This is a genomic window from Collinsella sp. An307, assembly GCF_002161805.1.
GTDB lineage: Bacteria > Actinomycetota > Coriobacteriia > Coriobacteriales > Coriobacteriaceae > Coprousia.
This window is the reverse complement of record NZ_NFIP01000010.1, coordinates 25,825-52,164: the sequence shown is the minus strand read 5'-3', so window position 1 is coordinate 52,164 and position 26,340 is coordinate 25,825. Positions and strand designations below refer to the sequence as shown.

Below are 26,340 nucleotides of genomic sequence, written 5' to 3'. Positions count from 1 at the left end.
AAGCTCTAGCGTAGTGGGTTCACTATAGCTATAATGCCCATCATCAGGCCGAGCATGCTCCTCGTGGGGCACCTCGGCCATCGTCTGCTTTGAACCGGGCTCACCCGCGTGCAGGTAGACGGCATCGCAGGCGTCTTAGAGGAGCTTTCTTCCATGAGCAAACAATCTACCGGCGACCTATCGGCCACCGCAAAGGGCACCGATAAAGCCGCAAGCGGGGCGCATCCCGCTATCCCGGTGAGCATCGGCGCGATGCTCGTCACCTTGGGTGTTGTCTACGGCGACATCGGAACGTCGCCCATGTACGTCACCAAGGCGCTCGTCGCCGGCAACGGCGGCATCATGAGCGTGAACCAGGAGTTCGTGCTCGGCGCGCTGTCGCTCGTCATTTGGACGGTGACGCTGCTTACCACCGTCAAGTACGTTCTGATTTCACTCAAGGCCGATAACCACGGCGAGGGCGGCATCTTCGCGCTCTACTCGATCGTGCGTCGCTTTGGCAAGTGGCTCATCATCCCCGCCATGCTCGGCGGCTCGGCGCTGCTCGCCGACGGCATCCTCACCCCCGCCGTCACCGTGACGACGGCTATCGAGGGTCTGCGCACCATCCCCGAGGTCTACCAGGTCATTGGCGATAACCAGATGAACGTCGTCGCCATCACGCTCGCCATCATCTGCCTGCTCTTTGTGGTGCAGCGCGCCGGCACGAGCAAAATCGGCCGCGCCTTTGGCCCCGTGATGACGCTCTGGTTCATTTTCCTCGGCGTCATGGGCCTCATGCACGTGGTCGACAACCCCATCGTCTTTTTGGCGATCAACCCGCTCTACGGCATCCAGTTCTTGCTTTCGCCCAACAACTACGCAGGCTTTATGATTCTTGGCAGCTGCTTCCTCGCCACCACCGGTGCCGAGGCGCTCTACTCCGACATGGGCCACGTCGGCCGCGGCAACATCTACGCCACCTGGCCGTTCGTTAAAATCTGCCTGCTGTTCTCCTACCTCGGCCAGGGCGCGTGGCTGCTCTCCAACGCGGGCAATGCCGAGCTCCTCGCTATCGAGGACCTGAACCCGTTCTTCCAGATGCTCGACCCGGGCGTCCGTCCGTTCGCGGTTCTGCTCTCCACCGCGGCAGCCATCATCGCTTCGCAGGCGCTCATCACCGGCGCCTTCAGCCTGGTTTCTGAGGCAATCCGCCTCGACCTTATGCCGCACATGCAGACGTTCTATCCGGCCGAGACCAAGGGTCAGCTCTATATCCCCATGGTCAACTACGTGCTGTGGATCGGCTGCGCCATCGTTGTGCTGCTGTTCCAGAGCTCCGCGCACATGGAGGCGGCCTACGGTCTTGCCATCACCATCACCATGCTCTGCACGACGCTTCTGCTCTTCTTTTATCTGCACAAGCTTCGCCGTGTGAAGGTGTTCCCCTGGATTTTTGTGGCGTTCTTTGCGCTGCTTGAGGGCTCGTTCCTCATCTCCTCGCTCACCAAGTTCTTCCATGGCGGCTACTTCACCCTGCTTATGGCCGCGCTCATTATGGCAATCATGCTCTGCTGGTACGCCGGCACCGCCGTCGAGCGCCGTCAGGCAACGCTTCTGCCCATCAAGAACTACCTTGACCAGCTCGACCGTCTGCGTCACGACACCACCTACGACCTCGTGAGCGACAACCTGGTCTACCTCACCAACGGTACCAACACGGACTTCCTCGATCGCGACATCCTCTACTCGATCCTGGACAAGCACCCCAAGCGCGCCAAGGCCTGGTGGTTCATCAACATCCAGACGATGGACGAGCCGCACACCTTTGCGTACTCAGTCGAGAACTTTGACACCGACTACGTCTATCGCGTGCACCTCTACCTTGGCTACAAGGTGCCACAGCGCGTTAACGCCTACCTCCGCCAGGTGGTTCAGGACCTTTCCGCCACCGGCGAGTTGCCCGCGCAGGTGCACGAGTATTCGGTCTACAAGAAGCCGGGCCCCGTGGGTTCGTTCATGTTCTTCATGCTGCGCAAGACCCTCTCGCCCGAGAGCGACGTGGACCATCACGAGCGCACCGCCATCGCGCTCAAGTACGCAATCCGCCGCTGGGCGGGTTCGCCGGCACGTTGGTACGGTCTGGAGAACTCCAGCGTCTCCATCGAGTACGTGCCCATGTTCACCAAGTTCAAAGAGGTTGAGCGCATGCGCCGTATCGGGCCGAACGACCGCCCCTAAGGGCTTGATCACATACGCCTAAGGGCGTGGCCGCATCCACCTAGGACTAGGCCACATACGCCTAAGGCGTGACCACATACCCCCAAGCGCTTGAGCGCATACGGGTTTGACGCGGGCGAGGTGCAGCTTACAAAAGCGGCGCCTCGCCCGTCCAGTTTTGATACCAAAGCGCGAGCGACCGGTCCATCTCGGCCATGAAGTCGCTCGTGTGCTTGCGCTGGTAGATGTCGCGCACGCGGGCCCCGGGCTCTGCAGCGTGCGGACGAAACATGGCGTCCATCTCTGCAATCTGCGCAGCGCGCACCCTTGCGTCGGCGCGATGGTAGCGCTCCTCCATCACGATGTTGACCGTGGGATGCGGCGTGGCGGGGCGCTCCTTGGCGGGCGTGCCCAAAACCAACATAGAGAGCGGCAGCGTGTAGGGTGGCAGGTCAAGAAGCGCCGCCACTTCTTCGGCATGCTCGACCACATCTCCAATGTAGCAACTCCCCAGGCCCACCGCCTCCGCAGCGATCACCGCGGTCTGAGCCGCCGCAACCGTATCCTGCGCGGCGATGGCAAGCTCCCCTCGCAGCGGCGGGCGCGGGCCGGTACCCTCGGCATCTGCACAGTCCAGCTCAACAAAGAGGTCCATCCACTTTGCGTAGTCGACCACAAACACCAGCGCCCACGGCGCCTTGGCAATAAAGGGCTGGTTGTCGCAGAGAACCGCGAGCTGCTCGATGGTCTCGCGCCGGCGAATGTCGATAATCGAGTACATCATCATGGCACCGCCCGAGGGCGCGCGCGTTGCCGCGTGGAGCACCGCCTGGCGCTGGGCCTCGTCAACCGGCGCGTCCGCAAACGCACGGGTCGAGGACCTCCGGCAGATAAGGTCCAGCGTTGCATTGGTGGCAACAGCTTGGGGTAGCGCATCAATGTTGGTCATGGGAGCCTCCTCGCACCGCGCCGCGAGCGCCCAATGGCCGCGGCGGCTTTGTGATCTTTCTTGCGTTTATCTTAGGCGTTGTAGCTTTTCGGCGGACAAACCGCATGTCGACATTTTCTTGACACGTGAAGGATACGATAAGGCGTTGGTTTGTAAGCATTTGATTAGGCGTCGGCAAACGCGCACGTAGCCGCGCCGACGGAGATGGAAGGTCACCATGATCGTAGCCGTCATCTCATATATTGGTTTGATTGCGAGCATCGCGCTCGGCATCCTCGCCAACACCCGCTTTGCGGGCGCCATCGTTGGCACCGCCGGCGCCGCCACCCCCGCCGGCACCAACGGCGCAGCACACGCCGCGCCCACCGCAGGGAGCAACACCGCAGTGGCGCAGCCCGCGCTCTTCCGCAAGAGCGGCATTGCCTGGGGCATCGTCATCTGTGCAATCCAGCTCTTCATTGGCGTCTGGGCTACGCTCGGTCTTGTGGAGAACGACCTGTTCTCGGCGCTTTTTGCCAACATTGTCCTCACGCTCACCGCCGTATGCTGCTTTGCCCGCCCGCACCTGGCCGTGCGCGTCCGCACCCTCACTGCCGAGGGCGGCCGCTTCCCTCATCCCATGTGCGCAACCGTTATCGCCCTGCTTGTGGCCGGCGTGTTTGCCACCCTGGGGCTCGAAATCCCCAGCAACCACGACATCTTCTGGATGTATCCCCTCTGCCTTCTGCTTGAGTACGCGCTTGTTACTGCGGCGCTCGCCGGCCTGTTCTTCCTCTTCCAGCGCCGCGCCACCGCTCCGGCTGTGCTCGCGCTTGCCCTTTGCGCCCTCGGCATCGCCGAATACTTTGTCATCCTCTTCAAGTCGATGCCCATCCAGCCCGGCGATCTCTTTGCCCTGAGCACCGCCGCCGCCGTAAGCGCCGGCTACACCTACCTGCTCTCGCCATACTGCATCTACGGCATCGCGCTAGCCGCGCTCGGTGTGCTCGCGCTCATCATCGCCGGCCTCTGGCGACCCGAGCGCGCTCGCCGCACCCGCCGCGCGCTCCTTATCAACCTGCTTGTGGGCGCACTTTGCCTCGGCGGCATCACCGCGCACGTAACGCTCATCGATTACTACAACACCCTCGGTATCCAGATCTACACCTGGCGCCCGCTCGAGAGCTTCTACCGCCAGGGCTACATCCCCTCATTCATCACGAGCGCCCAAACCATTATCCCGCCCAAGCCGCGCGACTACTCCGCCTCCGAGGCCGAGGAGCTGCTCAACAGCTATGCTGCCAGCTACGACGAGGGCGCCGGCACAAGCGAGGAGCGCGCCCAGGCCGCCGCGCAGTTTGACGAGGAGAAGCCCACGGTAATCGCCATCATGAACGAGACCTTCTCCGACCTCTCCATCTATCAAAACCTGCACGCCGACTACGAGGGCCCCACGTACTTTAAGAGCATCTCCGACGCCGTGGCGCGCGGCACGCTTTACGTCTCTGCGTACGGCGGCGGCACCTGCAACACCGAGTTTGAGTTCCTCACCGGCAACTCCATGGCCTACCTCGGCAACGGCGTGTACCCGTACTCGACCTACAACCTCACGCAGACCGAGAACCTCGCCGAGCAGTTCAGCGAGCTTGGCTACACCACCACCGCGATGCACCCCAACCACGGCACCAACTGGAACCGCGAGAACGTCTATAACGACTTTGGGTTTGACGAGTTCCTCACCATCGAGGACTTTGAGGGTGCTGACAAACTCCGTGGCATGGTGACCGACGAGGCCACCTACGACAAGATCCTCCAGATGCTCGACGAGAACAGCGATCCGCAGTTCATCTTCGACGTGACCATGCAAAACCACTCCGGCTACGAGACGGGGCTTCTGCCGAGCGATAAACAGACCAACTACCTCGTCGACGGCGAATACGACGCCGAGGTCAACGAGTACCTCGCGCTCATTCAGGAGTCCGACCGCGCGCTCGAGCAGTTCCTTGCCGAGCTCAGTCAGCTCGACCGCAAGGTGGTCGTGGTGTTCTTTGGCGACCACCAGCCGTTCTTCCCCGACAAGTACAACGACGCCTGGTTTACCGGCGAGGACGAGGCCACCCACGCCGAACGCCTCTGGCAGACCGACTACGTCATCTGGGCAAACTACGATGTCGCAGGCAACAGCCAGACGAGCGAGAACATCGACACCTCGATCAACTACCTCGGCGCCCTTATGAAGCAGCTCATTGGCGCGCCGCTCACCGATTATGAGAAGGCGCAGCTCACCGCCCGCGAAAGCATGCCGGCCATCAACACCACCGGCTTCTGCGACGCGCGCGGCACGTGGTACCTCACGGGCACTAGCGCAGACGAGACCACCACCGAGGCGGGCGACGCCGCGGTGAATACGCGCTACGACCTGTCGCTGATTCAGTACCTCAAGCTCTTTGGACACGGCGATGGCATCTTTATCAAGACGCTGCAGAGCGCAGCGAACGAGACGGACCCCAACCTCGCGCCGGGCACAACCAAGATCAAATAACGTTTTTGGTTACCTTGCCGTGCGGCCCTGCAAGCGACGGCAGATGCGCTCGACGGTCGCGGCGTTGCAGCCGCAGGTGTCCACCAAAAAACGCCGGGCATTGCCGTAGCGTTCGTACAGGTAGGTAAGCGTTCGCTCCATCTCGGACGGGCTAGCCTCAAACAGGCACTTGGGCACGATACGCCGCGCGAGCAGCGAGGCGCCCACGCGCTGTATGCGCAAAAAGCCGCCCATGTAGCGCTCGCTCGCCGCGTAATCGGCAATGATGTCGCGCGGCGCCACGCCGGCAAGGTCGAGCAGAAGCATCGCGATCACGCCCGTGCGGTCCTTGCCCACACGGCAGTGAAAGAGCACGCACCCCGCATCAACATCGAGCGCATCAATAAGCAGGCGAAAGCCTTCCTGCCCCTCGTCAAGAAGGTCGCGGTAGACCGCAAACATGCTCTCGGGCAAAAGCCCCTGGAACCCGTTGGAGTTGAGCTGGTCGAGCATGGGGACGTGGCGGTAGTCGATGCCGGGCTCGGGGCGGCGGCTGTACGGATCGGGAAAGATCTTGAGCTCAAAGTTGCTGCGCACATCGATAACGCGCACGAGCCCGTAGGCGCGCAGCGTCGCGCGGTCGCGCTTGGTGAGGCGCGTGAGCGAGCCGGAACGCAGAAAGACACCCTTTGCCGTGGTGCCCGTAGTGCCATCGGAGTCCGTAAAGGAGAAGCCGCCCAGGTCGCGCACGTTATGCGCCCCGCTTAGACGGAGCGGCACCGATGTGTGCGCGGCAGCGGACATGCTCTCTCCTTTAATGCCAGATAGCACCGAGATATTCGGCGCATCGTTCGAGTATATCGTAGCCCTCTACCGACGCCGGACGGGCTGTCAGGCGCCTGATGAAGCCCTTACAGACTAGAGACCAAGAGCCTCGAGCGCCACGCTCACAATCTGGGCGAGGTCATCGTCCGTAGGATGCGCGAGCGCCGCATCAAAGTTGGCGATCATCGCCTGGGCGCGGGCGTCCTCAGGATTCTCGGCAAGCATGGCCTCGTAGCGATGACGAATGCCGGCGCCCATCTTGCCCTGGCACATCGCCCCTCCCAGAAGCTCTGCGCCCACAGGCAAGTGCTTCTTAAAGTTGCCGAGAATCCGCTCAAAATACGCCGGGTCGCCGCCAAAGCCCGCCGTGCCAAACAGGAACACGCGCTTGCCATCGAGCTTGGCGAGGAACTCGGCAAGCGCCGGGTCGCAATCACCCTTATCGGTCCATGAACCCGCGAGCACGGTATCCGCTGCAAGGATCTGCGCCTCCTCGGGCGCGCCCGCAGCAGGAAGGGCGCCTGCATAAGCAAACTCTGCGCCAGCCGCTGCGAGCGAACGCGCGAGCTCTTCGCCCACCTTAGCCGTGTTGCCGCCCTTGCTTGCCCAAACAATCGCGTAGCTCATGATCTGCCCCTCTCCGAGCGCGCCGCCGCGCCGCATCCTTTGTCTTCTGTGCTGCAAGCGTTGTACCCATACGGCCAAATTGCAACCGCGCCCGAGCCTCCCGCCAAGCGCCAACAGACAAACTCCGCGCAGGCGCGTTCGACGCATCGGAGGACACCGCTTCATCAATCTGCACCGATTTCCTGTGACTATGTCGAACAGCCCCTAAACACAGTAACGCCCTGAGCTGGGAACTTTCGAAATGCTCCGTCGCAAAACGAACTTTTGCTCAGACATAGTCACGGGAAATCGGCACCTGCAACGCTAGCGGCCCGCACATATCGATACACGCGTCTTTGCAAGAGGGCGCTCTCAGCGTTTACCGGAGGCTGTATCGTCAATAGGGGCGTCAGCCGCCGCTCCCCTACTCCGCGAACTGGGCGTTGTAGAGCTCGGCGTAGGCGCCGCCGCGGGCGAGGAGCTCGTCGTGCGTGCCGCGCTCGATAATCTGGCCGTCGCGCATCATGAGGATGCAGTCGGCGTTTCTGATCGTGCTCAGGCGATGCGCCACGATAAAGCTCGTGCGTCCGCTCATGAGCTGGTCAAAGGCCGCCTGTACCTGCAGCTCGGTGCGGGTATCGATAGAGCTTGTGGCCTCGTCAAGCAGCAGGATTGCCGGGTCGGTGAGCATGATGCGTGCGATGCACAGAAGCTGCTTCTGGCCCTGCGAGAACGTGCCGCCGTCCTCACCGATCACCGTGTCGTAGCCCTGCGGCAGCGCGCGGATGAACGAGTCGGCGTGCGCGCGCTCCGCCGCGGCGATGACCTGCTCGCGCGTGGCGCCCGGGCGGCCGTAGGCGATGTTGTCCGCCACCGTGCCCTCGAAGAGCCACGTCTCCTGCAGCACCATGCCAAAGGCCGCGCGCAGGCTCTTGCGCGTGAGCTGGCGAATATCGTGCCCGTCGAGCAGGATCTGCCCGGCGTTAACGTCGTAGAAGCGCAGCAGCAGGTTGATGAGGGTCGTCTTGCCGCAACCCGTGGGGCCCACAAGCGCCACGCGCATGCCGGGGCGGGCGTGCACGCAGATGTCGCGCAGGAGCGGTCGGTCCGGCACGTAGGAGAAGTCGACGTGCTCGATCTGGACGTCGCCCTGCGGGTCGGCAAGCTCAATCGCGGTGGGCGCGTCGGGCGTCTCCTCCGCCGCATCGACGAGCGCAAACACGCGGCGGGCCGAGGCAAACGCCGTCTGGATCTGCGTGATAACGCTTGTGACCTCGTTAAACGGCTTGGTGTACTGATTGGCGTAGGAGAGGAACGTCTGGACGCCGCCCACCGTGAGAGTCGCAGGCCAGCCGGTGATGACGCACGCGCAACCGAACACGCCCACCACCGCGTAGATGATGTTGTTGATAAAGCGCGTGCCGGGATTGGAGAGCGAGCTTAAAAACTGCGCGCGCTCGCCGGCGGTGTAGAGCTCGCCGTTGAGGGAACCAAAGCGCTCCTCGGCGCGCGGCGCAAAACCAAAGGCCGCCACGAGCTTCTGCTGGCCAACGTACTCCTCCACATGCGCGCCGAGCTCGCCCTGGATGCGCTGCTGCGCGGCGAAGCTCCTGTTGGAGAGCTTGGCGATAAGGCCCGCCGCCACAATGGACAGCGGCGTGACGAGCACGACCACGATGGCCATGGGGACCGAAACCGTGAGCATGAACACGAGCGTACCCACAATGGTAACGACGCCCGTGAAGAGGTTCGTGAAGCCCTGGAGCAGGCCGTCGCCCACCTGGTCGACGTCGTTTACCACGCGACTGATGAGGTCGCCGTGCGGGTGCGCGTCGATGAAGGACAGCGGCATGCGGCCGATCTTCTCGCTCGTCTCGACGCGCATGTCGCGCACCGCGCGGTACGAGAGGCGGTTGATGCAGTAGCCCTGGATCCACTGGGTGACGGAGGCGCCGGCAACCACGGCGGCGAGCTGCGTCGCGAGCACAAGCAGCGCCTCGAAGTCGACCTGGCCGGGGCCAATGATGATGTCGATGGCGCGACCGATCTGGATCGGCACGTACAGCTGCAAAATGACCGACACCGCAGCCGAGATAAACGACAGCACAAACAGCCCTGCGTGCGGGCGCACATAGGCGGCGAGGCGGGCGAGGACCGTGCCCGTGGAGAGCTTGGGCGCCGAGCCCGTGCCGCCGCCGGTAAGGTCGTCGGCGCCGCCGGCGATGCTCGAGGTAACGGTTGCCACCGAGCCGGTGGAAGCATAGGGGTTAGGCATTCTCGGCCACCTCCTTAGTGTCGCTCGAAGCAAGCGGGGCGGACGGGGTAGCACCCTCGGCCTCCTCGCGCTTGAACTGCGAGTAGAAAATCTCCTGGTAGACCGTGCACGCGCGCATGAGCTCGTCATGCGTGCCCAGGCCCACCACCTGGCCGCGGCGCATGACGCAGATGAGGTCGGCCTCGCGGACCGACGAGATGCGCTGGCTCACGATAACCGTGGTGAGGGGCACGCCACCCGCTACCGCGCCCTCGCGCGAGCGGACGTGGATAGCGTGGCGAAGCGCCGCATCAGTCTTGAAGTCGAGCGCCGAGGCGGAGTCGTCCAAAATGAGGACGGCCGGGTCGCCCACCAGGGCGCGCGCGATGGTGAGGCGCTGCCGCTGGCCGCCGGAGAAGTTCTTGCCCGCCGCCTCGACCGGCGCATCGAGCCCCTTGGGGTTCGCGCGCACAAAGTCGGCTGCCTGGGCAATCTCAAGCGCGCGCCAGAGCTCGTCGTCTGAGGCGCCTGTGTCGCGCCAGGTGAGGTTTGAGCGGATCGTGCCCGAGACCAGGCTCGCCTTCTGCGGGACGATGCCCACGGCGCGCCTGAGCTCGGCGAGCGGCCAGGTGCGCACGTCGCGACCAAAGAGCTCGACCGTGCCCTCGGTTGCGTCGTACAGGCGCGGGATGAGGTTCACAAGCGTGGACTTGCCCGAGCCGGTACCGCCGATGATGCCCAAAGTCTGCCCCGGCATGAGCGAGAAGTCGGCACCGGCAACGGCGGGGCGCATGGCGCCGGGGTAGGTGAAGGCGGCGTTTGCCATACGGAGCGACGGCACCGCAGCGGGACCCGCAAGCACCGGCGCCGCAGCGGGACCCACAAGCACCGGCACCGCAGCGTCCGGTGCGTCGACGATGGTGGGCGCGCAGTCGAGCACCTCGTTGATACGCGAGGCCGAGGCGCTCGCCTTGGTGAAGACCACCACGAGGTTGGCGACGTACACGATGGAGAGCAGCGTCTGGGTCATGTAGTTCACAAACGCCATGACCTCGCCCTGGCTGAGCTCGCCCGTGTCGACCAGGCCGCCGCCCTGCCAGAGGATGGCGCAGACGGCGAGGTTCATCACGAGGAAGGTCACCGGGTTCAAAAGCGACGACAGCTTGCCCACGGCGATGGCCACGGCAGCCTGGTCGTCGGCAGCGCGGCGGAAGCGCTCGCGCTCGTGTGCCCCGCGCGCGAAGGCGCGGATAACGCGCACGCCCGAGAGCCCCTCGCGCGTGAGCAGGGCAATGTGGTCGAGGCGCGCCTGCAGCTCCTTAAAGAACGGCACGCAGCGAGCCATAACAAACCAAAAGACGCCCGCGATGATGGGGGTGGAGATGAGGAAGATGAGGCCGAGATGCCAGTCGATGGCGAGCGCCGCGATCATGGACCCCACTGCAAGCAACGGCCAACGGATGAGCTGACGGATGGCGAGCGCCACCGCAAGCTGCACCTGGTTGACGTCGTTGGTGATGCGAGTGATGAGCGAGGGCGTGCCAAAGTGGTCGAGCTCGGTGTAGGAGAGCTCGTTGATGTGCTGGTAGAGGGTAGCGCGAATCTCGGTGCCAATGCCCTGCGAGGCGCGGCTCGCCATCTTCTGGCACACGAGGGCAAACGCGATGCCCACAAGCGCAAAGACGCCGAGCACGCCGCCGTAGAACAAAACGGTCGGCAGGCTGTGGCGGCTGACACCCTCGTCGATCATAAGGGCGACCACAATGGGCGTGAGCACGTCAAAGACAACCTCGATGAGCTTGCAAAGGGGGCCTATGATGAGGTTCAGGCGGAACCTGCCAAAAAAACGGCGGGCGAGCTTAAGCATGGTGCCTCACACAGACGCGTTGGGATGGTGCGCCGGACGGCCGCGCCGTAAACCGCCCAAACGTCATAATGATACGGCACGCTGCCGCGTGGGCGTACGCACACGGGCAGGTCGGGTCGCTTTTTCACGACCTGTTGAAGCGTGCCCGCTCGCGCGCCTCAAGAAAATGTGAGCCTCTTCTTGTCGCGCGCGCACTGCACCAAATACAGGTCGCTTGCGATGATGCAGTTTGGGGGAGGGGCGAACGGTATAATAGCGAGCAACACGGCAAACGATAGGCAGGTCACGTGACAGACGCGCGCTACATACCGGAGCTCTCCCCCAGCGCGCGCGAAAAGCGGCGGCCGCGCACCTCGCCCAAGCAGGCGCTTCGCCGGCTCGCCGCCCGCCTTGCCGCGCTCTCCGCCCGGTTCACCGTCCCTTGTGGCCGCCCGACCGCCCGCGTTGCCCGCCTGGCCGTCGTCTGCGCCCTGGGCCTCGCGCTTACGCTCTCCGCATGCGGCGACGACGCATCCGCAGGCAACGGCGGCGGGGGCGGCGCGGCCGCGGACGCCACCGACGGCGAGACAAGCGGCCCCGCCTTTGAGGAGCCAACGTCCATCACGCAGGCCACCTTTGACGCGGCGTCCGCAACCACCTCCGCCGGGGCGAGCATTGACACCTCGCACCTTGCCGAGGGCTACGTGGCGGCCTCGGCCCAAAACGCCAACCGCCTTAAGCTGCAGGTTGTCTGCGGAGAGATGAGCTACAACTACGACCTCCCCGGCGACGGAACGCCCATCGTGGCACCCCTCAACATGGGCGACGGCGCCTACGCCTTCCGCGTCATGCAAAACACAAGCGGCAACAACTATGTGGAAATCGCCCGCGCAGACGCCATCGTTACGCTTGCGAGCGAGTTTGAGCCGTACCTGCGCCCCAACCTTTTCTGCAGCTACAACGACGACAGCGCCTGCGTGGCGCTCGCCCGCGAACTTGCCGCCGACGCCGCCAACGAGGGCGACGTCATGCGCAGCGTCTACACGTGGCTTGTCGAGAACATCACCTACGACTACGACAAAGCCGCGCAGGTGAGCGGCACCACGGGTTACGTGCCCGACCCCGACGCCACGCTCGAGGCCAAAAGCGGCATCTGCTTTGACTACGCGTCGCTTGCCGCCGCGATGCTGCGGAGCCTCGGCATCCCCACCAAAATCATCACGGGCTATGTTGCCCCAGACGGCGTCTACCACGCCTGGAACATGGTCTACATCAACGGCAGCTGGACCAGCGTTGCCATCCGGATCGACCCCAACACCTGGACCCGCGTGGACATCACGTTTGCGGCGGCGGGCGCGGGCGATACCGTGGGCGACGGCAGCGGCTACACCGATCGATACACCTACTAGCGCGAGAAGGGCGAGAAGATGGAGAAGCAGACAAACCAGACGCGGCGCGCACCCCTGCCGGCGAGCGCGGTGAGCGTCTTTTGCGAGGACATCGCGCTCATGCTCGGGGCGGGCATACAGCTCGACGAGGCGGTCCATATGCTCGGCGCCAACCTCGCCGACGCCTCGTTCAAGCAGGTGTGCGACGAGCTCTACCCCGCGCTCGCCGGTGGTGCGCGCCTGGCAGACGCCCTGCGCGCCTGCGGCGCCTTTCCCGCGCATGCCGTCCATATGGTTGAGGTGGGCGAGACCTCTGGTCGCCTGGAAAACGTCTTGCGCAACCTCGCCGTCTATTACGACGAGGAGGACCGCGTCTTCTCCAAGGTGCGAAGCGCCGTCGGCTACCCCGCAGCGCTGCTGTGCGTGATGACGGTGATTCTTGCCGTAACGGTCTGGGCGATCCTGCCCGTCTTTATCGACGTGTACGAGGGCCTCGCCGGCTCCCTTACCGCCGGCTCGTCGGCCGTGGTCGCCGTGGCCATTGGCATTGGGTGGGCCGCGCTCGCCGTGACCTTTGTGCTCACGCTCGCCGCGCTGGCCGCGCTCGCCACCAGCCGCACCCCGCGCGGGCAGGAACGTCTCGTGCGCCCGTTTGAGCGCGCGCCCTTCACGCGCGACGCGATGTACCAGCTCGCGCTCTCCCGCTTCTCTTCCGCACTCGCCGCCTACACCGCGGCGGGCCTCGATACCGACAAGGCCATGGCGCGCTCGATCGAGACCGTCGACCACGCGGCGCTGCGGGAGCGCCTTGGCCGCGCGCACGCCGCCATGAGCGACCTCGACCGCGGGCGCAGCCTCGCGCAGGCCATCACCGAGGCCGAGGTATTCGAGCCCGTCTACGCGCGCATGCTCACGGTGGGCACGCGCGCGGGGCAAATTGACGAGGTGCTCGACCGCTTGGCAACAACGTTTTTTGACGATGCCATCGCCCAGATAGACCGCGTGGTAAACAGCACGGAACCCGTGCTTGCGGCCTTTTTGACCGTAGCTGTGGGGGCAACGCTTATTGCCATCATGCTGCCGCTTGTGGGCATTATGGGCTCGATCGGCTAAGGCGGTGGGGCGATGTATCACGACCAAACCGCACAACTCCGGCGCCGGCGGCGGCGCCTTGCGATAGCGGCGGTGCTCGTTGCGCTCGTGCTTGCGCTCGGCTGCGCCATCGGCTGGGGCGCGGCGCGGCGCCAGACGCTCGAGCAGGGGTGCGCCAGCGTGCGCGAGGCGGTGCTCGAGACCGCCGCGCAGTGCTGCGCCGTTGAGGGATCCTACCCCTCCACCATCGAGCACCTCGAGGAGCACTACGGACTTGCAATCAACCACCGCGACTACGCGGTGACCTATGAGGCGTTTGCATCGAACGTCACGCCGAGCGTTGTGGTGGTGCCCCGATGAGCGCGCGCAACACCATAGGTGGCGGCGAGCACCTCGCCCAGAGCGGGCGCCTCGACCAGAGCGGGCGCCCTCGCAGCGGCAGCCTCGCCCAGGGCACGCGCCCTCGCAACGAGCGCCTCGCCTCGCGCGGGGGCTCCCGCAGCGTGCACCTCTTCACCTCGATTCTGTTTTTGGTGTTCGTCTGCGCGCTTTTGCTCGCGCTTGCGGCGGGTGTGGGCGTCTACCGGCACATTCACGCAACCGGCTTGGCAACCGAGAGGGCACGCCTCGCCGGGGCGCTTGTGACCAACGTCGTGCGTTCCAAGGACGCGGAGGCGGCCGTCTCGCTCGACACCGCCCCGGGCGGCGGGCAGAGCCTCGTGCTCACGGAGCGCCTCGATTCCGGCACGTTCGAGACGCGCCTGTACCTCTACGACGGCGAGCTTGTGGAGGAGTACGTGCCCGCCGGCACCGCCTACGACCCTGCGCACGCCGAACCCCTTGTAGCGGCGTCCGCCTTTGCGGTTGAGCTTGACGGGGGCGCGGGCGCGCTGCGCGTTACCTGCGACGACACGACCACGTTTATCGCCCTGCGATCCGACGGAGCGCTCGGCACGTCTAACGGGGCGCTCGGCGCGACCGACGAGGGAGGTGCGGCATGATGCGCGATCGCCAGCCCTTATGGCACGGAGCGGCCTTCTTGGTGGAGGCGCTTGTGTTGCTTGCCTTTCTTGCCGCGTCCCTCGCGGTGCTCTTTAGCCTGTTTGCGAGCGCTCGCGCCGAGGCGGACCGCGCCGCCCGCCTCTCCGAGGCGGTCGCTATCGCGCAAAACGCTGCCGAGGGCATTGCCGCGGCGGACACGTTCTCCGCGGATACCACGCCCGCCACGCAGACCGTGACCGGCGCGCAGACGGGCACCACCTACGAGCTCGCTATCGAGCTCGAGCCGCAGGCAACGGGAGCGGGAACGCTCTGGCACGCGACCATAACCGTTTGCGACGCCAATGCTGTCCACTCCGCCGTGGGTGGCGCGGGCGCCGAGCCAGCCGAACGCGCCGCGGACGTCGAGCCGCTGTACACGCTCGAGACAGCACGTTACCTGCCAGCGGAAGAATCCGCAGCCGCACCCACGGCACAGGGAGGTGAGCGCGATGGCGCGTAAGACCGAGCCCGCCACGACCGGGTCGGTTCGCATGGGCCCCATCAGCATCTTCACCCTAGTGATTGTGATCTGCCTCGCCGTCATGGCAACGCTCGCACTCACCACCGCGCGCGCAGACACCGCCCTCGCCGAGCGGCAGGCCTCCTTCACGGCCGACGACTACGCCAACGAGTGCCTCGGCCAGGCCTTCCTCGCCGAGGTGGATGCCGCCCTCGCCTCCGCGCGCGCCGCGGGACTCGGCCCGGCAGAAGCCGCCGCGGCACTTGCCGAAGAGCTCGACAACCTGGCCGCCCGCGCAAAAGACACCGCAGCGGCCGACGGCCACACGCTGCAGGCGCAAGCGGACGGAAACGCCATCTCCGTTCGCGTCGACGCCCCAAGCGGGCGCACCCTTACCATCGGGCTCGCGGTCACAAGCAACGGCGAGCTTGCGATCTCGTACTGGAAACCCTCGACCACCTGGACCGAAGACACATCGGACACGCTTTGGATGGGAGCATGACATGAACGTAGCTGAGTTTTTGAACAAGATGATCGAGGTCGGCGCCTCGGACGTCTTCATCATCGCGGGCCTGCCGCTCACCTATCGCAAAGGCGGCGTCCAGGTCCGCGCGGACGACGGCGCGCTCATGCCCGCCGACACCGAGGAGGCCGTGCGCGCTATCTACGCTGCCGCCGGGCGCGATACCGAGGGCTTCCTCGCGAGCGGCAACCACGACGAGGATTTCTCCTTCGCGCTGCCGGGCATCGGCCGCTTCCGCGCGAACATCTTCCGCCAGCGCGGCTCGCTCGCCGCGGTCATCCGCGTCATCCCCTTTGGCCTGCCCGACCCCGCCGAGTACCACATTCCCGCCGAGGTGCTGCGCCAAGCCGAGCTCTCGCGCGGCCTCGTGCTCGTAACCGGCCCGGCCGGCGCCGGCAAGTCCACCACGCTCGCCTGCCTTATCGACAAGCTCAACCACGAGCGCGCGGGTCACATCATCACCATGGAGGACCCCATCGAGTACGTGCACCGTCACGGCACCTGCATCGTGACGCAGCGCGAGGTTCCCACCGATGTCGCCACCTACGCCGAGGCGCTGCGATCCGCCATGCGCGAGGCACCCGACGTCATCCTGCTCGGTGAGATGCGCGACCCCGAGACCATCGCCACCGCCGTCACCGCGGCCGAGATGGCGCAGCTCATCTTCTCGACGCTCCACACCACCGGCGCCGCGGGCACCGTCGACCGCATTGTCGACGCGTTCCCCGTCGGCCAACAGCGCCAGATCCGCCTGCAGCTCTCGCAGGTCCTGCAGGCCATCGTGAGCCAGCAGCTCGTGCCGGCGCGCGCGGGAGGCGTGGTGCCGGTGTTTGAGATCATGACCACCAACACCGCCATCCGCAACCTCATCCGCGAGGGCAAGACGCACCAGATTGACTCCGTTATCGCCGCAAACGGCGACGCCGGCATGCGCACCATGGACCAGAGCCTGTTCGCGCTCGTGAAGGACGGCACCATCGACCGTACTGCGTCCCTGCAGTACGCCATCCATCAGGAGGCGCTGGCGGTCCGCCTCGACACAGAAGGGCTCTAGAGGCGCGTTCACAGCGGGCGCCCACGCGCCCGCTCAGCTGGGGGCGCCCGCGCCTCCGCCTTGTAGCTGGCGGAACCGCGGAAGCAGACGCATGCGCAACAGGCGCTGCCGCGCGGCGAAGGCATCGCTTCGCACGCGGTAGCGCCGCCCAAGCGCGCGAAAGATACTCTGAACTAGCTGCTCAAACAGGTGGTCCTCGACGATGTCCTCGTACCACACGTTGATGATGGCGTAGCCCATTCCCACAAGCGCGTTCTGGCGCCGGTCGTCGCGCGCCGACTGCTCGACGGCGTGATAGTGCCTGCCCTTGTATTCGATGCCCACCCTGGCCTCGGGGAACAGGATGTCCACGTAGCGCGGTCCGTCCGGCGTGTCCACGCGGGCGTTTAGCACCATGGGACCAAGCCCCAACCCGCCGCGGCGGCGCCCGTACGACAGCAGGATCGCCACGACGGTCTCCATGGGCGAGTGCGCGCCGTCGTGAACATGCCGCAGGGCATCGAGCGCTAGACGCGCACCATGGCGCGGACTCCATGCCTTTGCCATGCGCTCGAGAGCCCGCACGGAGGTAATCTGTCGGTCGGTTGTGGTATAGCCATCCCACGAGGAGTCGATGACGTACGTCCCGCAGAGCTCGTAGCCTATTTCCACAAGATTAAGCAGGTCAAACTCCCCCGATGCCGCCAGCTCTATGAACATAAGCTCCGGGGAAACCACATAGAGATCGCGCGATGCTTGGATAAACGAAGCGCCGCTACCGCTCCCGGCAAGCTTGTGACATACCAGGTCATCGCGCTCGCGCCACGCTTCGGGCGTGTCGACCAATACGTGGTACGGCCTGGTTTTCACGCCTGCGCGCGTCATATCATCTTCCAGGAATCCACGAGGCGGGATGCAGCAACCCGCGGGCCGCCTCACCCGTGGGGCGTCGAGCAAATCTGGGAGCAACCTCCCGCTCGACCGATACAGCTCAAGAGCTGATATGCCGTACACGCAAATACTCATAGCCCTACGATACGGCATTCTATAAGGCGTATATCTTTGTAAATATTCACCCTAGTACGAGATAAGGCAAGACAATCTGACAGATATCTGACCAAGCTTTATAGCCATCTAACCGCGCATTTAGAAATATGCGTCGTTTTGCGCGAGACCTCATTCTTCGTGCAATAGATAGCCCCAAATCCAAACGATTTATCTAATGCCATTACCATGAGTCCTATACCTACATCATGTGCACACGGCCCAGATGGTCAAAAATCCCCGCAGAATAATAAAGAACCCCCTGCTGTTGAGATCAATCTGCCCCTCAAGAGAGAAAGAGCGGCCTTTTGGCCGCTCTTTTGGCGTCTGAATCGGGCTTGGAGTCCCACTAACCCCGCCATTCAGCGGTACGCCATAGTCCCTGCAGGGGGTCTTTTATTATTCTGCGGGGGTCTTTGACCACCAGACCCAAATCAGCGCCCACAGGCATCGATTGCGGCGACCAGACGGTCGTAAACTGCACGCACCTCGGGTACGAGGACACGCGCGGCGGGCCAATCGTCGGCACGGATGAGCTCGCATTGGCGTGCGGTCAACTCATAGAGCTTGGTCATGGACAAATTTCCGCTCACCCCTTTGAGAGCGTGAGCCGCCTCGAGACCCGCCGACGCATCGTCGGCCGCGGCCGCTGCCTCAAGCCGATCCATGTTCTCATCAGCTAGAAACGTTCCCAGCAGGCGCCCGAGCAGCGCCTCGCTTCCCATCAGACGACTAAGCGCATCTGCCGTATCCAATCCGGCGGCATCCAAAACGGCAAGATCCATAACTATCCCTCCCGGCGCAACAACAATCAGCGCGGCGCCTATTCGTACAGCTTCACAATCTCCGGCTCAATCTCAAAGAAGCAGGACAAGAGCTCGGGATTGAAGGTCCCGCACTCGCCGTCGGCAATCATGCGCAGCGATTCCTCGCGCGTGAACGCCGCTTTGTACACGCGCTTGTTGGTCAGCGCGTCATACACGTCGGCAAGCGAGACCACCTGCGCCCAGATGCTTATCTCGTCGCCCGCGAGGCCATCGGGGTACCCCCGGCCATCCCAGCGCTCGTGGTGATGGCGCGCGATGTCGACCGCATAGCGGTACGCCCCAAGGCTATGCATCTGGGGTATCCGCTCCAGAAGATCCGCACCCTGCACCGTATGCGTCTTCATGATCTCGAACTCCTCAGCCGTGAGGCGCCCCGGCTTGCAGAGAATCGCATCGGGGATGGCGATCTTGCCCACGTCGTGCATGATGGCAGCGAGGGAGATGTCGTCGATATCCTCCTCGCTGAGCCCCGCGCCAAACGGCGTGCGCGAGAGCATAAGGTGCGTAATGTCGTGGATGCGGCGCACGTGGTCGCCGCTCTCGCCGTCGCGAAACTCGATCGCGGTGGAGAGCGCCTCGATCATGCCAACGTTGAGCTCGATGATCTGCTCCGCGCGCTCGAGCAGCTGCTGGCGCTGATCCTCCACGGTTGAGGAGAGGCGCTTTCGGCTCTCAAAGAGCTCGATGACCGAGTTCACACGTCGCGTGACCACAAAGGGAATAATCGGCTTGGCAATAAAATCCATCACACCGAGGCGGTAGGCGTCCTCCATAACCTGCGAGGTGCGCTCGGCGGTAATCAAAAACACCGGGACGCGCTTGGTGTACCCGTCCGCCGCAAGGCGCTCTAGCACCTCCATGCCGTTCAGGCGCGGCATCATCACGTCGAGCAGAACCGCAACGACGGCGTCGCCCTCGCGCGCGATAGCCTCGAGGCACTCCTCGCCGTTTTCCGCCTCCACGACCCGGTAGGAATCTTTAAAGAGCTCCGAGAGAATGATGCGGCTGATGGCATCGTCGTCGACGATGAGTATGGTGCCGAGGCCTCCGCTCGCGCCGTCGCGGCGCACGTCGGTGATATTCTCGCTGCTAGGCAATCCTCTCGCCTCCCCCGTGGTTCCCGCGGCGCTCCGCCTGCGGCGGGTGCGGCGCGTGCACCCTATAGGCATACCCGCCCTTGCTGGAACCTTTCACCTCGTAAAGCGCCTGATCCGCCTCACGCAGAAGCTCCTCAAAGCTCGCGGCGCCCTGGGGCGCGACAACCACGCCCGCGCTGCACGAGACGCGCATGTCCACCAGACGGCTGCCGCGCTCGCGCAGCTCGGCGCACACGTGCTCGACCTTTGCTGAGGCCACATGTTCGTCGGTAAGACCGGGCGCCACGACCATGAACTCGTCACCGCCGTAGCGCACCACCGCGTCCGACGTGCGGAAAGACGTGCGGAGGATATCGCCCATAAGGCGCAGGAGGTCGTCGCCGGCGTCGTGACCGCGCTGATCGTTCACCTGTTTGAAGTCGTCGAGGTCGAGCATCATAACGCATACACCCTGCGCCGGAGCGAGGGTCGCGCTGGACCCTGCACCGCGCGCAGCGCTGCCGCCAGCACCCGCAAAGAGGCGCGACGTAAAGGTCGCAAGCGCGCCGCGGTTGAGAAGGCCGGTCAGGGCATCGCGCTCCGAGAGCTCGCGGTAGCGCTCACGCGCCTCAAAGTCCTGCAGGCGCAGGGCGAGGGCGAGCTCGGCAACAGCGATTGCCACCACATAGCCCACGCAAACCGAGAACGCGTCCGCCGCTGCGATATCCGGCACCTTTGCCGTAACGGATAGCGCAATAAAAGCCGCGTCCGCAGCGCCGAGCACCCAGAGCGGCAGACCCCACGGCGTGACGATGAGCACGCCAAGGCCAATGCCCACCGGCTGGGTGAGGATGCCCGGGCGTCCACCAGAAAAGACCGTGTCGAGCAAAACGACGCAGGCCAGAAGCACGGCCTCGACCGCCAAGCAGAAGGCAGCCGCCGCTCGCGGACGAGACGCAAGTTGTTTGCCGGCAAACACCACGCATAGGGCGAGCACCAGTGCGACCGGGGCGAGCGCCATGTGCGCCACCGTGGGCTGCCACGAGGGGGCGACCAGACGGGCGATGGGCGTGAACCAAAGCGAGATCATGGCGGCAATCACGCACGCCGCCTTCACGTTGCGCAGATTGCGCTCGGTCACGCGCTCCCAGTCGGCGGTATAGAACGCCCGGCGGCGCGCCGCCAACGCAGCAAGGCGGGCGCGGGGCGTATCGGTACTTCTCACGAGGCGTCACCTCCCCGCGCCGCAATGAGCTCGGCGAGCGTCTGGCAGAGCAGGTGGAAGTCGATAGGCTTGGAGATGTGCGCGTCCATGCCGGCGGCCGTGGTGGCCACAATGTCCTCGGCAAACGCGTTGGCGGTCACGGCAATAAGCGGCACCGTGCGTGCATCTGGCCGGTCGAGCGCGCGGATGGCGCGGGCCGCGGCACAACCGTCCATCTCGGGCATCTTCATGTCGAGGAGCACGGCGTCAAAGTGGCCGGGCACGCTTGCGGCAAAGGTGTCGAGCGCCTCGCGCCCATTCCAGGCCTGCTCCGTCTCAAGGCCCGCCATGCCGAGCATCTCGGTCGCAATCTCCATGTTAACCGCGTTGTCCTCCGCAATGAGGATGCGCTTGCCGGCAAGCGACGCGAGCAGGTTCTCTGCCGTGGGCGCCGGCGCTGCCACGGCAGGCGTTGCCGAGGCAACCGGCCGCGGGGCTTCTACGCTGATCGCGTCGGCAGCGGTGGCGTCGGCGCCCGCAGCCGAGCCGGCCGCGGCGGCACCCGCTCCGCCCGCGCCTTCGGCCGCCCGTGCAAACGGAATCGTCACGGTAAACGTGCTGCCGTGGTCGACCTCGCTTGTAACCTCCAACGTGCCGCCCATCTGCTCGACCAGATTCTTGGTGATAGGCATACCCAGACCCGTGCCCACCGTCTGCTGCGTGCCAAAGCGCTGCTCGCGGGCGTACAGGTCAAAGAGGTGGCCCAAGAACTCCTCCGTCATGCCAATGCCCGTGTCCGCCACCGTAATGCGATAGCTCGCCACCGCGCCCGCCGCGCCGGCAGAGGTTGCGTCGCCGGCAAGCTGCTCGGCACGCATATGCACCGCGTCACCCGGGTTGGTGTACTTGATAGCGTTGGAGAGCAGGTTGTTCAGCACCTGGCTCAGGCGCAGCGCGTCACCCATCACCGTGCGGTCACGCACGTCAAACGCAAGGTCAAAGGTCTTGCCCTCGCGCTCCGCCTGCAGCTGGAAGGGCACCGCGCAGTCGCCAAGCACCTGCACGAGGTCCATCTGCTCGTTGTTGAGCGCAACGGACCCCTGCTCCATGCGCGAGATGTCAAGAATGTCGTTAATGAGCGCCAACAGTTGCTTGCCCGACCGGTCGATGCGCTCGAGGTAGCTCGTGGTGGCGGCCGGGTCGTCGGTGTGCTGCCGCGCCAGCTCGGTGAGGCCGATGATGGCGTTCAGCGGCGTGCGCATGTCGTGACTCATGTTGTTAAAGAACGCTTGGCGCGTCTGAATGCTCTGCTTGGAGCTCTCGAGCGCCTCTTTAAGGTACTGGCGCTCCTGCAGCTGGCGTTGCTTTTCTTGGTCGACCTCGCGGAAGCAAAGCACAACCTCCTCAGGGTCGAGCGACTCGTCGTAGAGCACGCGGACGTTGACCCAACGGTACTCGTCCCCAAAACGGCGCATAAAGTCGCCGCCGTAGTCGCGCACGCGCCCGGCCACCAGCCGGCGGATGCTCTCGGCAGAAAAACTCTCTTCAAACTCCTCAAAGGTGTCGCGCTCGATTACCTCGGCCGCGGTGCGCAGCAGGTCCGCGTACGGCCCCTTTTTGGCGATGCGCCGGCGCACATAGTCGGACCCCTTGATCATCTCGTAGGTGCCCTCTTCGTAATTGACGAGGTAGATGGCGTAGTAGCTGTTGCCGAGCACGCGCACCGTCTCGTTGGTGCGCTCCATGGTGCGCGCGCGGCGCAAATCGCGCACGGCCAGAATGCCAATACCTGTGGCAAACGCCGCCACCATGCAGCCAAAGAGCACGTTCACGGTGTCGAGGCTGCCCAGAATCACCTCACGCGGGGCCGTCACGATGGAGTACCAGCCGTTGTCGAGCTGGGCGTAGTCCACCACGCGCTCACGCCCGTCGAGGTCGATGATGTAGGCGTCCGCCCCCTTGAGCTCGCCCGCCTCGATGCGCGTCACCAAGTCGCGGATGTAGTCGTCGATCCCACGCTCGTTGGTGAGCGAGGTCTCGCGGTAGAGGAGGTTGCCGGTGCTATCGCACAAGAAGAACGACGCGCCCTCGGGCAGGTCCTGCTGCTGGTATTGGAAAACAAAGTTCTCGGGGTAGAGGTCAAAGGCGAGCACCGCGTTGCCCGCCCAGCAGGCGCGCGCCACCGTGACGATGTTCTGGCCGGTGAGGGCGTCTTGGTACACGTCGGTAAAGATGGTCTCGCCGGGGGAGGCCATGGCCTCGCGGTACCACGCGCGGGTGGACATGTCGATATCCGGAGTCGCCCCGGTGACGGCGTCGGTGGTGACGTCCTGCTCGGCCAGCTCGCCCCAATCGCCCACGGTAAGTGGCGTGCCATCAATCACGCCGTAGACGTTGATGGCATCGTCCCCCACAACCGAGCGCAGACGCTCGCAGTACATCTCCACCCAGTCCTCGAGCTCGGTCCACGACTCGCCGCGCTCCATTCGCACGTCGAGCGACTCGGTACCAAACTCAAGGAGCGAGCGGTACATGGTAAGGGAGCTGTTGGTCTCGGCCGCGTAGTAGCGCGAGAGCGCGGTGTTGGACTCGTGCGCGTTCTGGAGGAGCGTCTGGCGCAGAATCGCGCCGCCGGCGAGGGTAAGTGCCACAAAGCAGACGAGGAGCACCAGCCCCAAGCGCATGCGGCCGAGCTGCTTTGCTATGGTGCGCATTCTTCGGCCCATGGGCTCGCCTCGCCTTCCGTCAACGTTACGGGCGCCCCGCTGCGGAAACGTTCCGCTACGGATGTCTTTCATCATACCAGCCCAAGCGGACAGCACGTCACCCGGGTGAAAAGTGGACGGGGAGGAGCAAAATGCTGCACCGTTTTCACCCTAGGCCGCCCCGCCACTTGCAACTTGAAGAAATTGTCTCCCCCGGTATAAGCTTTGCGCCTGCGGTGTACGATAAGGGTGCAGCGGAGCCCGGAGGCTTAACAGGGCGGGCGACGCGGTTCTTAACTTAGAGTCCGGTGCCAGCCGGGCTCTTTGCTATTCCCGAGTCATGCGTTGGTGCCTGAACTCCTTCCAAAGGTCGATGAGGAATCGTCCTATACCCGCGATTGCCGCAAGCGCCTGGAGCAATTCAAGAATCTTATTCATTGGCGATCGCCCCTTTCTTGAAGGTGCGCCGCCCGCACGCGAACTCCGCTGCCATAGGAGCACCGCGGGAGCCATGCGATAAGGCGCTACTCCACGTTGCATGTTTCGTACCCGTCCCCAAATGCACCAAATGCAGTTCACAAATGGGCATATATACGCTACTTGCTCGGCGCATCAACGAATCCTAAAATAATTAGTGAGATAATAATTATCTTGCTACTTATTTTAGGAGGCACTATGTTCGTAGGACGTAAACGCGAGTTGACCGCACTTCAAACTCGCTACGACCGTGGTGGCTTCCAATTCGCCGTGGTCTACGGCAGACGACGCGTGGGCAAGACCTCGCTGCTCAATGCCTTCACGCAGGACAAACGCACCCTGTTCTTTACCGCCCTTGAGCAGTCCGACCATGACAACCTGAGAGACTTTAGCGCCGCTATAGCCCGTTTTTTCCAACTACCTGAAGATATGGTTTCCTTTCCCTCTTGGACATCCGCCATCGACTATCTCGCCGAACGCGCCCAACAAGAGCGCTTCGTCCTTGTCTTCGACGAATTTCCCTATGCAGTCAAGCGCAACGAGAGCCTGCCCTCCATCCTCCAAGTAGCTATTGACCATAAACTCAAGCACACCAATCTGTTTTTAGCGCTCTGCGGCAGCAATCAGGGCCTCATGGAGAGTCGCGTCCTTGGGAAGAAGAGCCCTTTGTACGGCAGACGAACTATTCAAATCAAATTGCAACAGCTCGGCTATCTCGAAGTGCGGGAAATGCTGCCAAACGTCGAACCGCAGGACGCCTTTCGCTATTACGGCTGCTTTGGCGGCGTGCCATACTATTTGGAACTTATAGACTCTGCCACTTCGTTGCGCGAGAACTTGTCAAGCCTGTATTTTGACCCTGCTGGCTTCCTCTATGACGAGCCCTTTGGCTTACTCCGTCAAGAGTTATCCGAACCTGCTCTCTACAGCAGCGTACTTAGAGCCATCGCCGGCGGGGCCAATCGCCAAAAGGAAATAGCAGATCGAACGGGTATTTCCGCCACCACCCTCCCCTCATACCTACGAACCTTGGAAAACCTAAGCATTGTCGAGCGTACTGTTCCGTTTGGCAAGAACGCGCGCACAAGCAAGCGCGGGCTGTACCGCATTCGCGACGCTTGCTATGACTTTTGGTTTCGCTTTGTGATGCCCGCAACATCAAGCATCGAGGCGGGGCTGGGCGGTGCCGCGCTCGCCCAGCTTGACGATTCGCGTCTTGACGAGTATTTGGGAAGACGCTTCGAACGTCTTTGCGCAGAATGGTTGACGCGACAGGCAATTGCCGAAAAACTCCCCCTGCCGGTAACCAATGTAGGTTCATGGTGGGGCACCAATCCTCGCAAGCGGGCACAAGACGACATAGACGTTATTGCCGCAGACGAAGGCCACAAGCGCCTCATCATAGGTGAATGCAAGTATCGAGAGTCATTCGACGAGTCGGCCGAAATTGCAGACTTGGAGAGCAAGCGGGATCTCGTGCCAGGACACCATGCAGAGCACCTCTACCTATTTACCAAGTATCCCGTATCCGAGGGCACAGCGCGCAAGTGCCTTGAGAGAACAGATCTGCACGCGGTATCACTGAATGAGATGTATGAGGGATAGCAAAAGGGAAACAGCGTTCGTCGTTTATCCGGAGTCACTAAGGCCTACATATCCTAGACGCTAACGAAATAGGGCGGCCGCTGGATGTTGGTCCAGCGGCCGCCCTTTGCGTGAACTGCCTGTAGCCCGAGCTTTTACGCCCGAACGGTGCCCGCGCTACGCGATGAGCGCGGCAAGCTCCTCGCGGGAGGCGAAGGTGCGCTTGGCGCCGGTGGCTACGGTCACCACGTCGCCCTCCCAGGTCTCGTTCTCACGATTGCCGTCGTCATCCATACGCGTGGGCTTGAACGTATCCGTGTGGATCACGTAACGCCAGTCGACACGCTCGGCATCGTCCTTCTGATCGGGCGGCGTCATGCGCGAGAAATCATACTCAAGTGCCTCAAGCACAGCGGCGATGGAGTCTGCCGCGTTGGAGCCGGGCGCCACCGAGCGCATACCGCTCTCGGAGTTGTAGTAGCGGCCGTCCGCCAGGTAGACCGTGCGCACCGCGGCGCGGCGCTTCTGCTCGGAGCGGTACACGAGCACCGCCCCCGCCGCGATGACGAGCCACCAGACGATGCTGATGACGAGGTCGAGCGGCGAGTCGATCTTATCGAAGCCGAGCCAGAACCACAGCCACAGCAGGAAGACCGAGACGACGGCGAAGACGACCGTGAGTGCGATGTTGGACTTCTTCATCTCTC

The 26,340-nt window shown here is 63.8% G+C and carries 21 protein-coding genes; 10 read left to right on the top strand and 11 right to left on the bottom strand.

From position 1 onward, the window contains the following. Window positions 1–252 precede the first annotated feature (252 nt). On the top strand, window positions 253–2,220 hold the full coding sequence (locus tag B5F89_RS08820; protein ID WP_239286731.1) for a KUP/HAK/KT family potassium transporter: 1,968 nt from the start codon (window positions 253–255) through the stop codon (window positions 2,218–2,220). Window positions 2,221–2,347: 127 nt separating this feature from the next. On the opposite strand, the gene B5F89_RS08815 is transcribed toward B5F89_RS08820, so the two are convergent. Beyond that, window positions 2,348–3,148 carry a nitroreductase family protein gene (locus B5F89_RS08815; protein ID WP_087431417.1) on the bottom strand — a complete coding sequence of 267 codons (801 nt, stop codon included), beginning with the start codon at window positions 3,146–3,148 and terminating at the stop codon, window positions 2,348–2,350. 217 nt (window positions 3,149–3,365) lie between these two features. Between B5F89_RS08815 and B5F89_RS08810 the strand changes: the two genes are divergently transcribed. After that, window positions 3,366–5,669: an LTA synthase family protein gene (locus B5F89_RS08810; protein WP_087431416.1), complete on the top strand. Its 2,304-nt coding sequence runs from the start codon at window positions 3,366–3,368 to the stop codon at window positions 5,667–5,669. A gap of 9 nt (window positions 5,670–5,678) precedes the next feature. Here the strand turns inward: B5F89_RS08810 and B5F89_RS08805 are convergent, their stop codons facing one another. From B5F89_RS08805 to B5F89_RS08790, 4 genes are all read right to left on the bottom strand, one after another. Then, a complete protein-coding gene (locus tag B5F89_RS08805; protein WP_087431415.1) occupies window positions 5,679–6,452 on the bottom strand; it encodes a tyrosine-protein phosphatase in 774 nt (257 codons plus the stop codon). A gap of 114 nt (window positions 6,453–6,566) precedes the next feature. Beyond that, on the bottom strand, window positions 6,567–7,100 hold the full coding sequence (gene bilS / locus B5F89_RS08800) for a flavodoxin family protein BilS (RefSeq protein ID WP_087431455.1): 534 nt from the start codon (window positions 7,098–7,100) through the stop codon (window positions 6,567–6,569). A 403-nt stretch (window positions 7,101–7,503) separates the two neighbouring features. Beyond that, on the bottom strand, window positions 7,504–9,354 hold the full coding sequence (locus B5F89_RS08795) for an ABC transporter ATP-binding protein (RefSeq protein ID WP_087431414.1): 1,851 nt from the start codon (window positions 9,352–9,354) through the stop codon (window positions 7,504–7,506). Continuing rightward, window positions 9,347–11,200, bottom strand: coding sequence for an ABC transporter ATP-binding protein (locus B5F89_RS08790; protein ID WP_087431413.1), 1,854 nt, complete (start codon window positions 11,198–11,200; stop codon window positions 9,347–9,349). The genes B5F89_RS08795 and B5F89_RS08790 overlap by 8 nt, the downstream gene beginning before the upstream one ends. A gap of 287 nt (window positions 11,201–11,487) precedes the next feature. On the opposite strand from B5F89_RS08790, the gene B5F89_RS08785 reads away from it, so the two are divergent. From B5F89_RS08785 to B5F89_RS08755, 7 genes are read left to right on the top strand one after another with little or no spacing between them, the layout of a single operon-like run. Further along, the gene (locus B5F89_RS08785; RefSeq protein ID WP_087431412.1) at window positions 11,488–12,588 is read left to right on the top strand and encodes a transglutaminase-like domain-containing protein; all 1,101 of its coding nucleotides are present in this window, start codon (window positions 11,488–11,490) and stop codon (window positions 12,586–12,588) included. Between the two features lie 18 nt (window positions 12,589–12,606). Next, window positions 12,607–13,680: a type II secretion system F family protein gene (locus B5F89_RS08780; protein ID WP_087431411.1), complete on the top strand. Its 1,074-nt coding sequence runs from the start codon at window positions 12,607–12,609 to the stop codon at window positions 13,678–13,680. A gap of 12 nt (window positions 13,681–13,692) precedes the next feature. Next, window positions 13,693–14,019: a hypothetical protein gene (locus tag B5F89_RS08775; RefSeq protein WP_087431410.1), complete on the top strand. Its 327-nt coding sequence runs from the start codon at window positions 13,693–13,695 to the stop codon at window positions 14,017–14,019. Next, window positions 14,016–14,660, top strand: a complete 645-nt coding sequence (locus B5F89_RS08770) for a DUF4860 domain-containing protein (protein ID WP_087431409.1) — start codon at window positions 14,016–14,018, stop codon at window positions 14,658–14,660. The genes B5F89_RS08775 and B5F89_RS08770 overlap by 4 nt, the downstream gene beginning before the upstream one ends. After that, entirely contained in the window at window positions 14,657–15,160 is a 504-nt protein-coding gene (locus B5F89_RS08765; RefSeq protein WP_087431408.1) for a hypothetical protein, read from the top strand. The genes B5F89_RS08770 and B5F89_RS08765 overlap by 4 nt, the downstream gene beginning before the upstream one ends. Next, window positions 15,150–15,662 (top strand): hypothetical protein, encoded by a 513-nt coding sequence (locus B5F89_RS08760; RefSeq protein ID WP_087431407.1) that lies wholly within the window; start codon window positions 15,150–15,152, stop codon window positions 15,660–15,662. Before B5F89_RS08765 ends, B5F89_RS08760 begins: the two co-directional genes overlap by 11 nt. A gap of 1 nt (window position 15,663) precedes the next feature. Next, window positions 15,664–16,737 carry a PilT/PilU family type 4a pilus ATPase gene (locus tag B5F89_RS08755; protein ID WP_087431406.1) on the top strand — a complete coding sequence of 358 codons (1,074 nt, stop codon included), beginning with the start codon at window positions 15,664–15,666 and terminating at the stop codon, window positions 16,735–16,737. Window positions 16,738–16,770: 33 nt separating this feature from the next. Here B5F89_RS08755 and B5F89_RS08750 read toward each other — a convergent pair whose 3' ends face one another. The 5 genes from B5F89_RS08750 to B5F89_RS08730 all read right to left on the bottom strand — a co-directional run bounded on the left by B5F89_RS08750 (window position 16,771) and on the right by B5F89_RS08730 (window position 23,593). After that, a complete protein-coding gene (locus B5F89_RS08750; RefSeq protein ID WP_087431405.1) occupies window positions 16,771–17,601 on the bottom strand; it encodes a hypothetical protein in 831 nt (276 codons plus the stop codon). A gap of 593 nt (window positions 17,602–18,194) precedes the next feature. Continuing rightward, window positions 18,195–18,545, bottom strand: a complete 351-nt coding sequence (locus tag B5F89_RS08745; protein WP_087431404.1) for an Hpt domain-containing protein — start codon at window positions 18,543–18,545, stop codon at window positions 18,195–18,197. A 38-nt stretch (window positions 18,546–18,583) separates the two neighbouring features. Further along, the gene (locus tag B5F89_RS08740; RefSeq protein ID WP_204230657.1) at window positions 18,584–19,684 is read right to left on the bottom strand and encodes an HD domain-containing phosphohydrolase; all 1,101 of its coding nucleotides are present in this window, start codon (window positions 19,682–19,684) and stop codon (window positions 18,584–18,586) included. Continuing rightward, window positions 19,677–20,888: a GGDEF domain-containing protein gene (locus B5F89_RS08735; RefSeq protein WP_087431402.1), complete on the bottom strand. Its 1,212-nt coding sequence runs from the start codon at window positions 20,886–20,888 to the stop codon at window positions 19,677–19,679. Before B5F89_RS08735 ends, B5F89_RS08740 begins: the two co-directional genes overlap by 8 nt. Then, window positions 20,885–23,593 carry a hybrid sensor histidine kinase/response regulator gene (locus B5F89_RS08730; RefSeq protein WP_158098457.1) on the bottom strand — a complete coding sequence of 903 codons (2,709 nt, stop codon included), beginning with the start codon at window positions 23,591–23,593 and terminating at the stop codon, window positions 20,885–20,887. The genes B5F89_RS08735 and B5F89_RS08730 overlap by 4 nt, the downstream gene beginning before the upstream one ends. A gap of 654 nt (window positions 23,594–24,247) precedes the next feature. Between B5F89_RS08730 and B5F89_RS08725 the strand changes: the two genes are divergently transcribed. After that, window positions 24,248–25,654, top strand: a complete 1,407-nt coding sequence (locus B5F89_RS08725) for an ATP-binding protein (RefSeq protein ID WP_087431400.1) — start codon at window positions 24,248–24,250, stop codon at window positions 25,652–25,654. A gap of 156 nt (window positions 25,655–25,810) precedes the next feature. On the opposite strand, the gene B5F89_RS08720 is transcribed toward B5F89_RS08725, so the two are convergent. Then, window positions 25,811–26,335 carry a hypothetical protein gene (locus tag B5F89_RS08720; protein ID WP_087431399.1) on the bottom strand — a complete coding sequence of 175 codons (525 nt, stop codon included), beginning with the start codon at window positions 26,333–26,335 and terminating at the stop codon, window positions 25,811–25,813. Window positions 26,336–26,340: the final 5 nt, after the last annotated feature.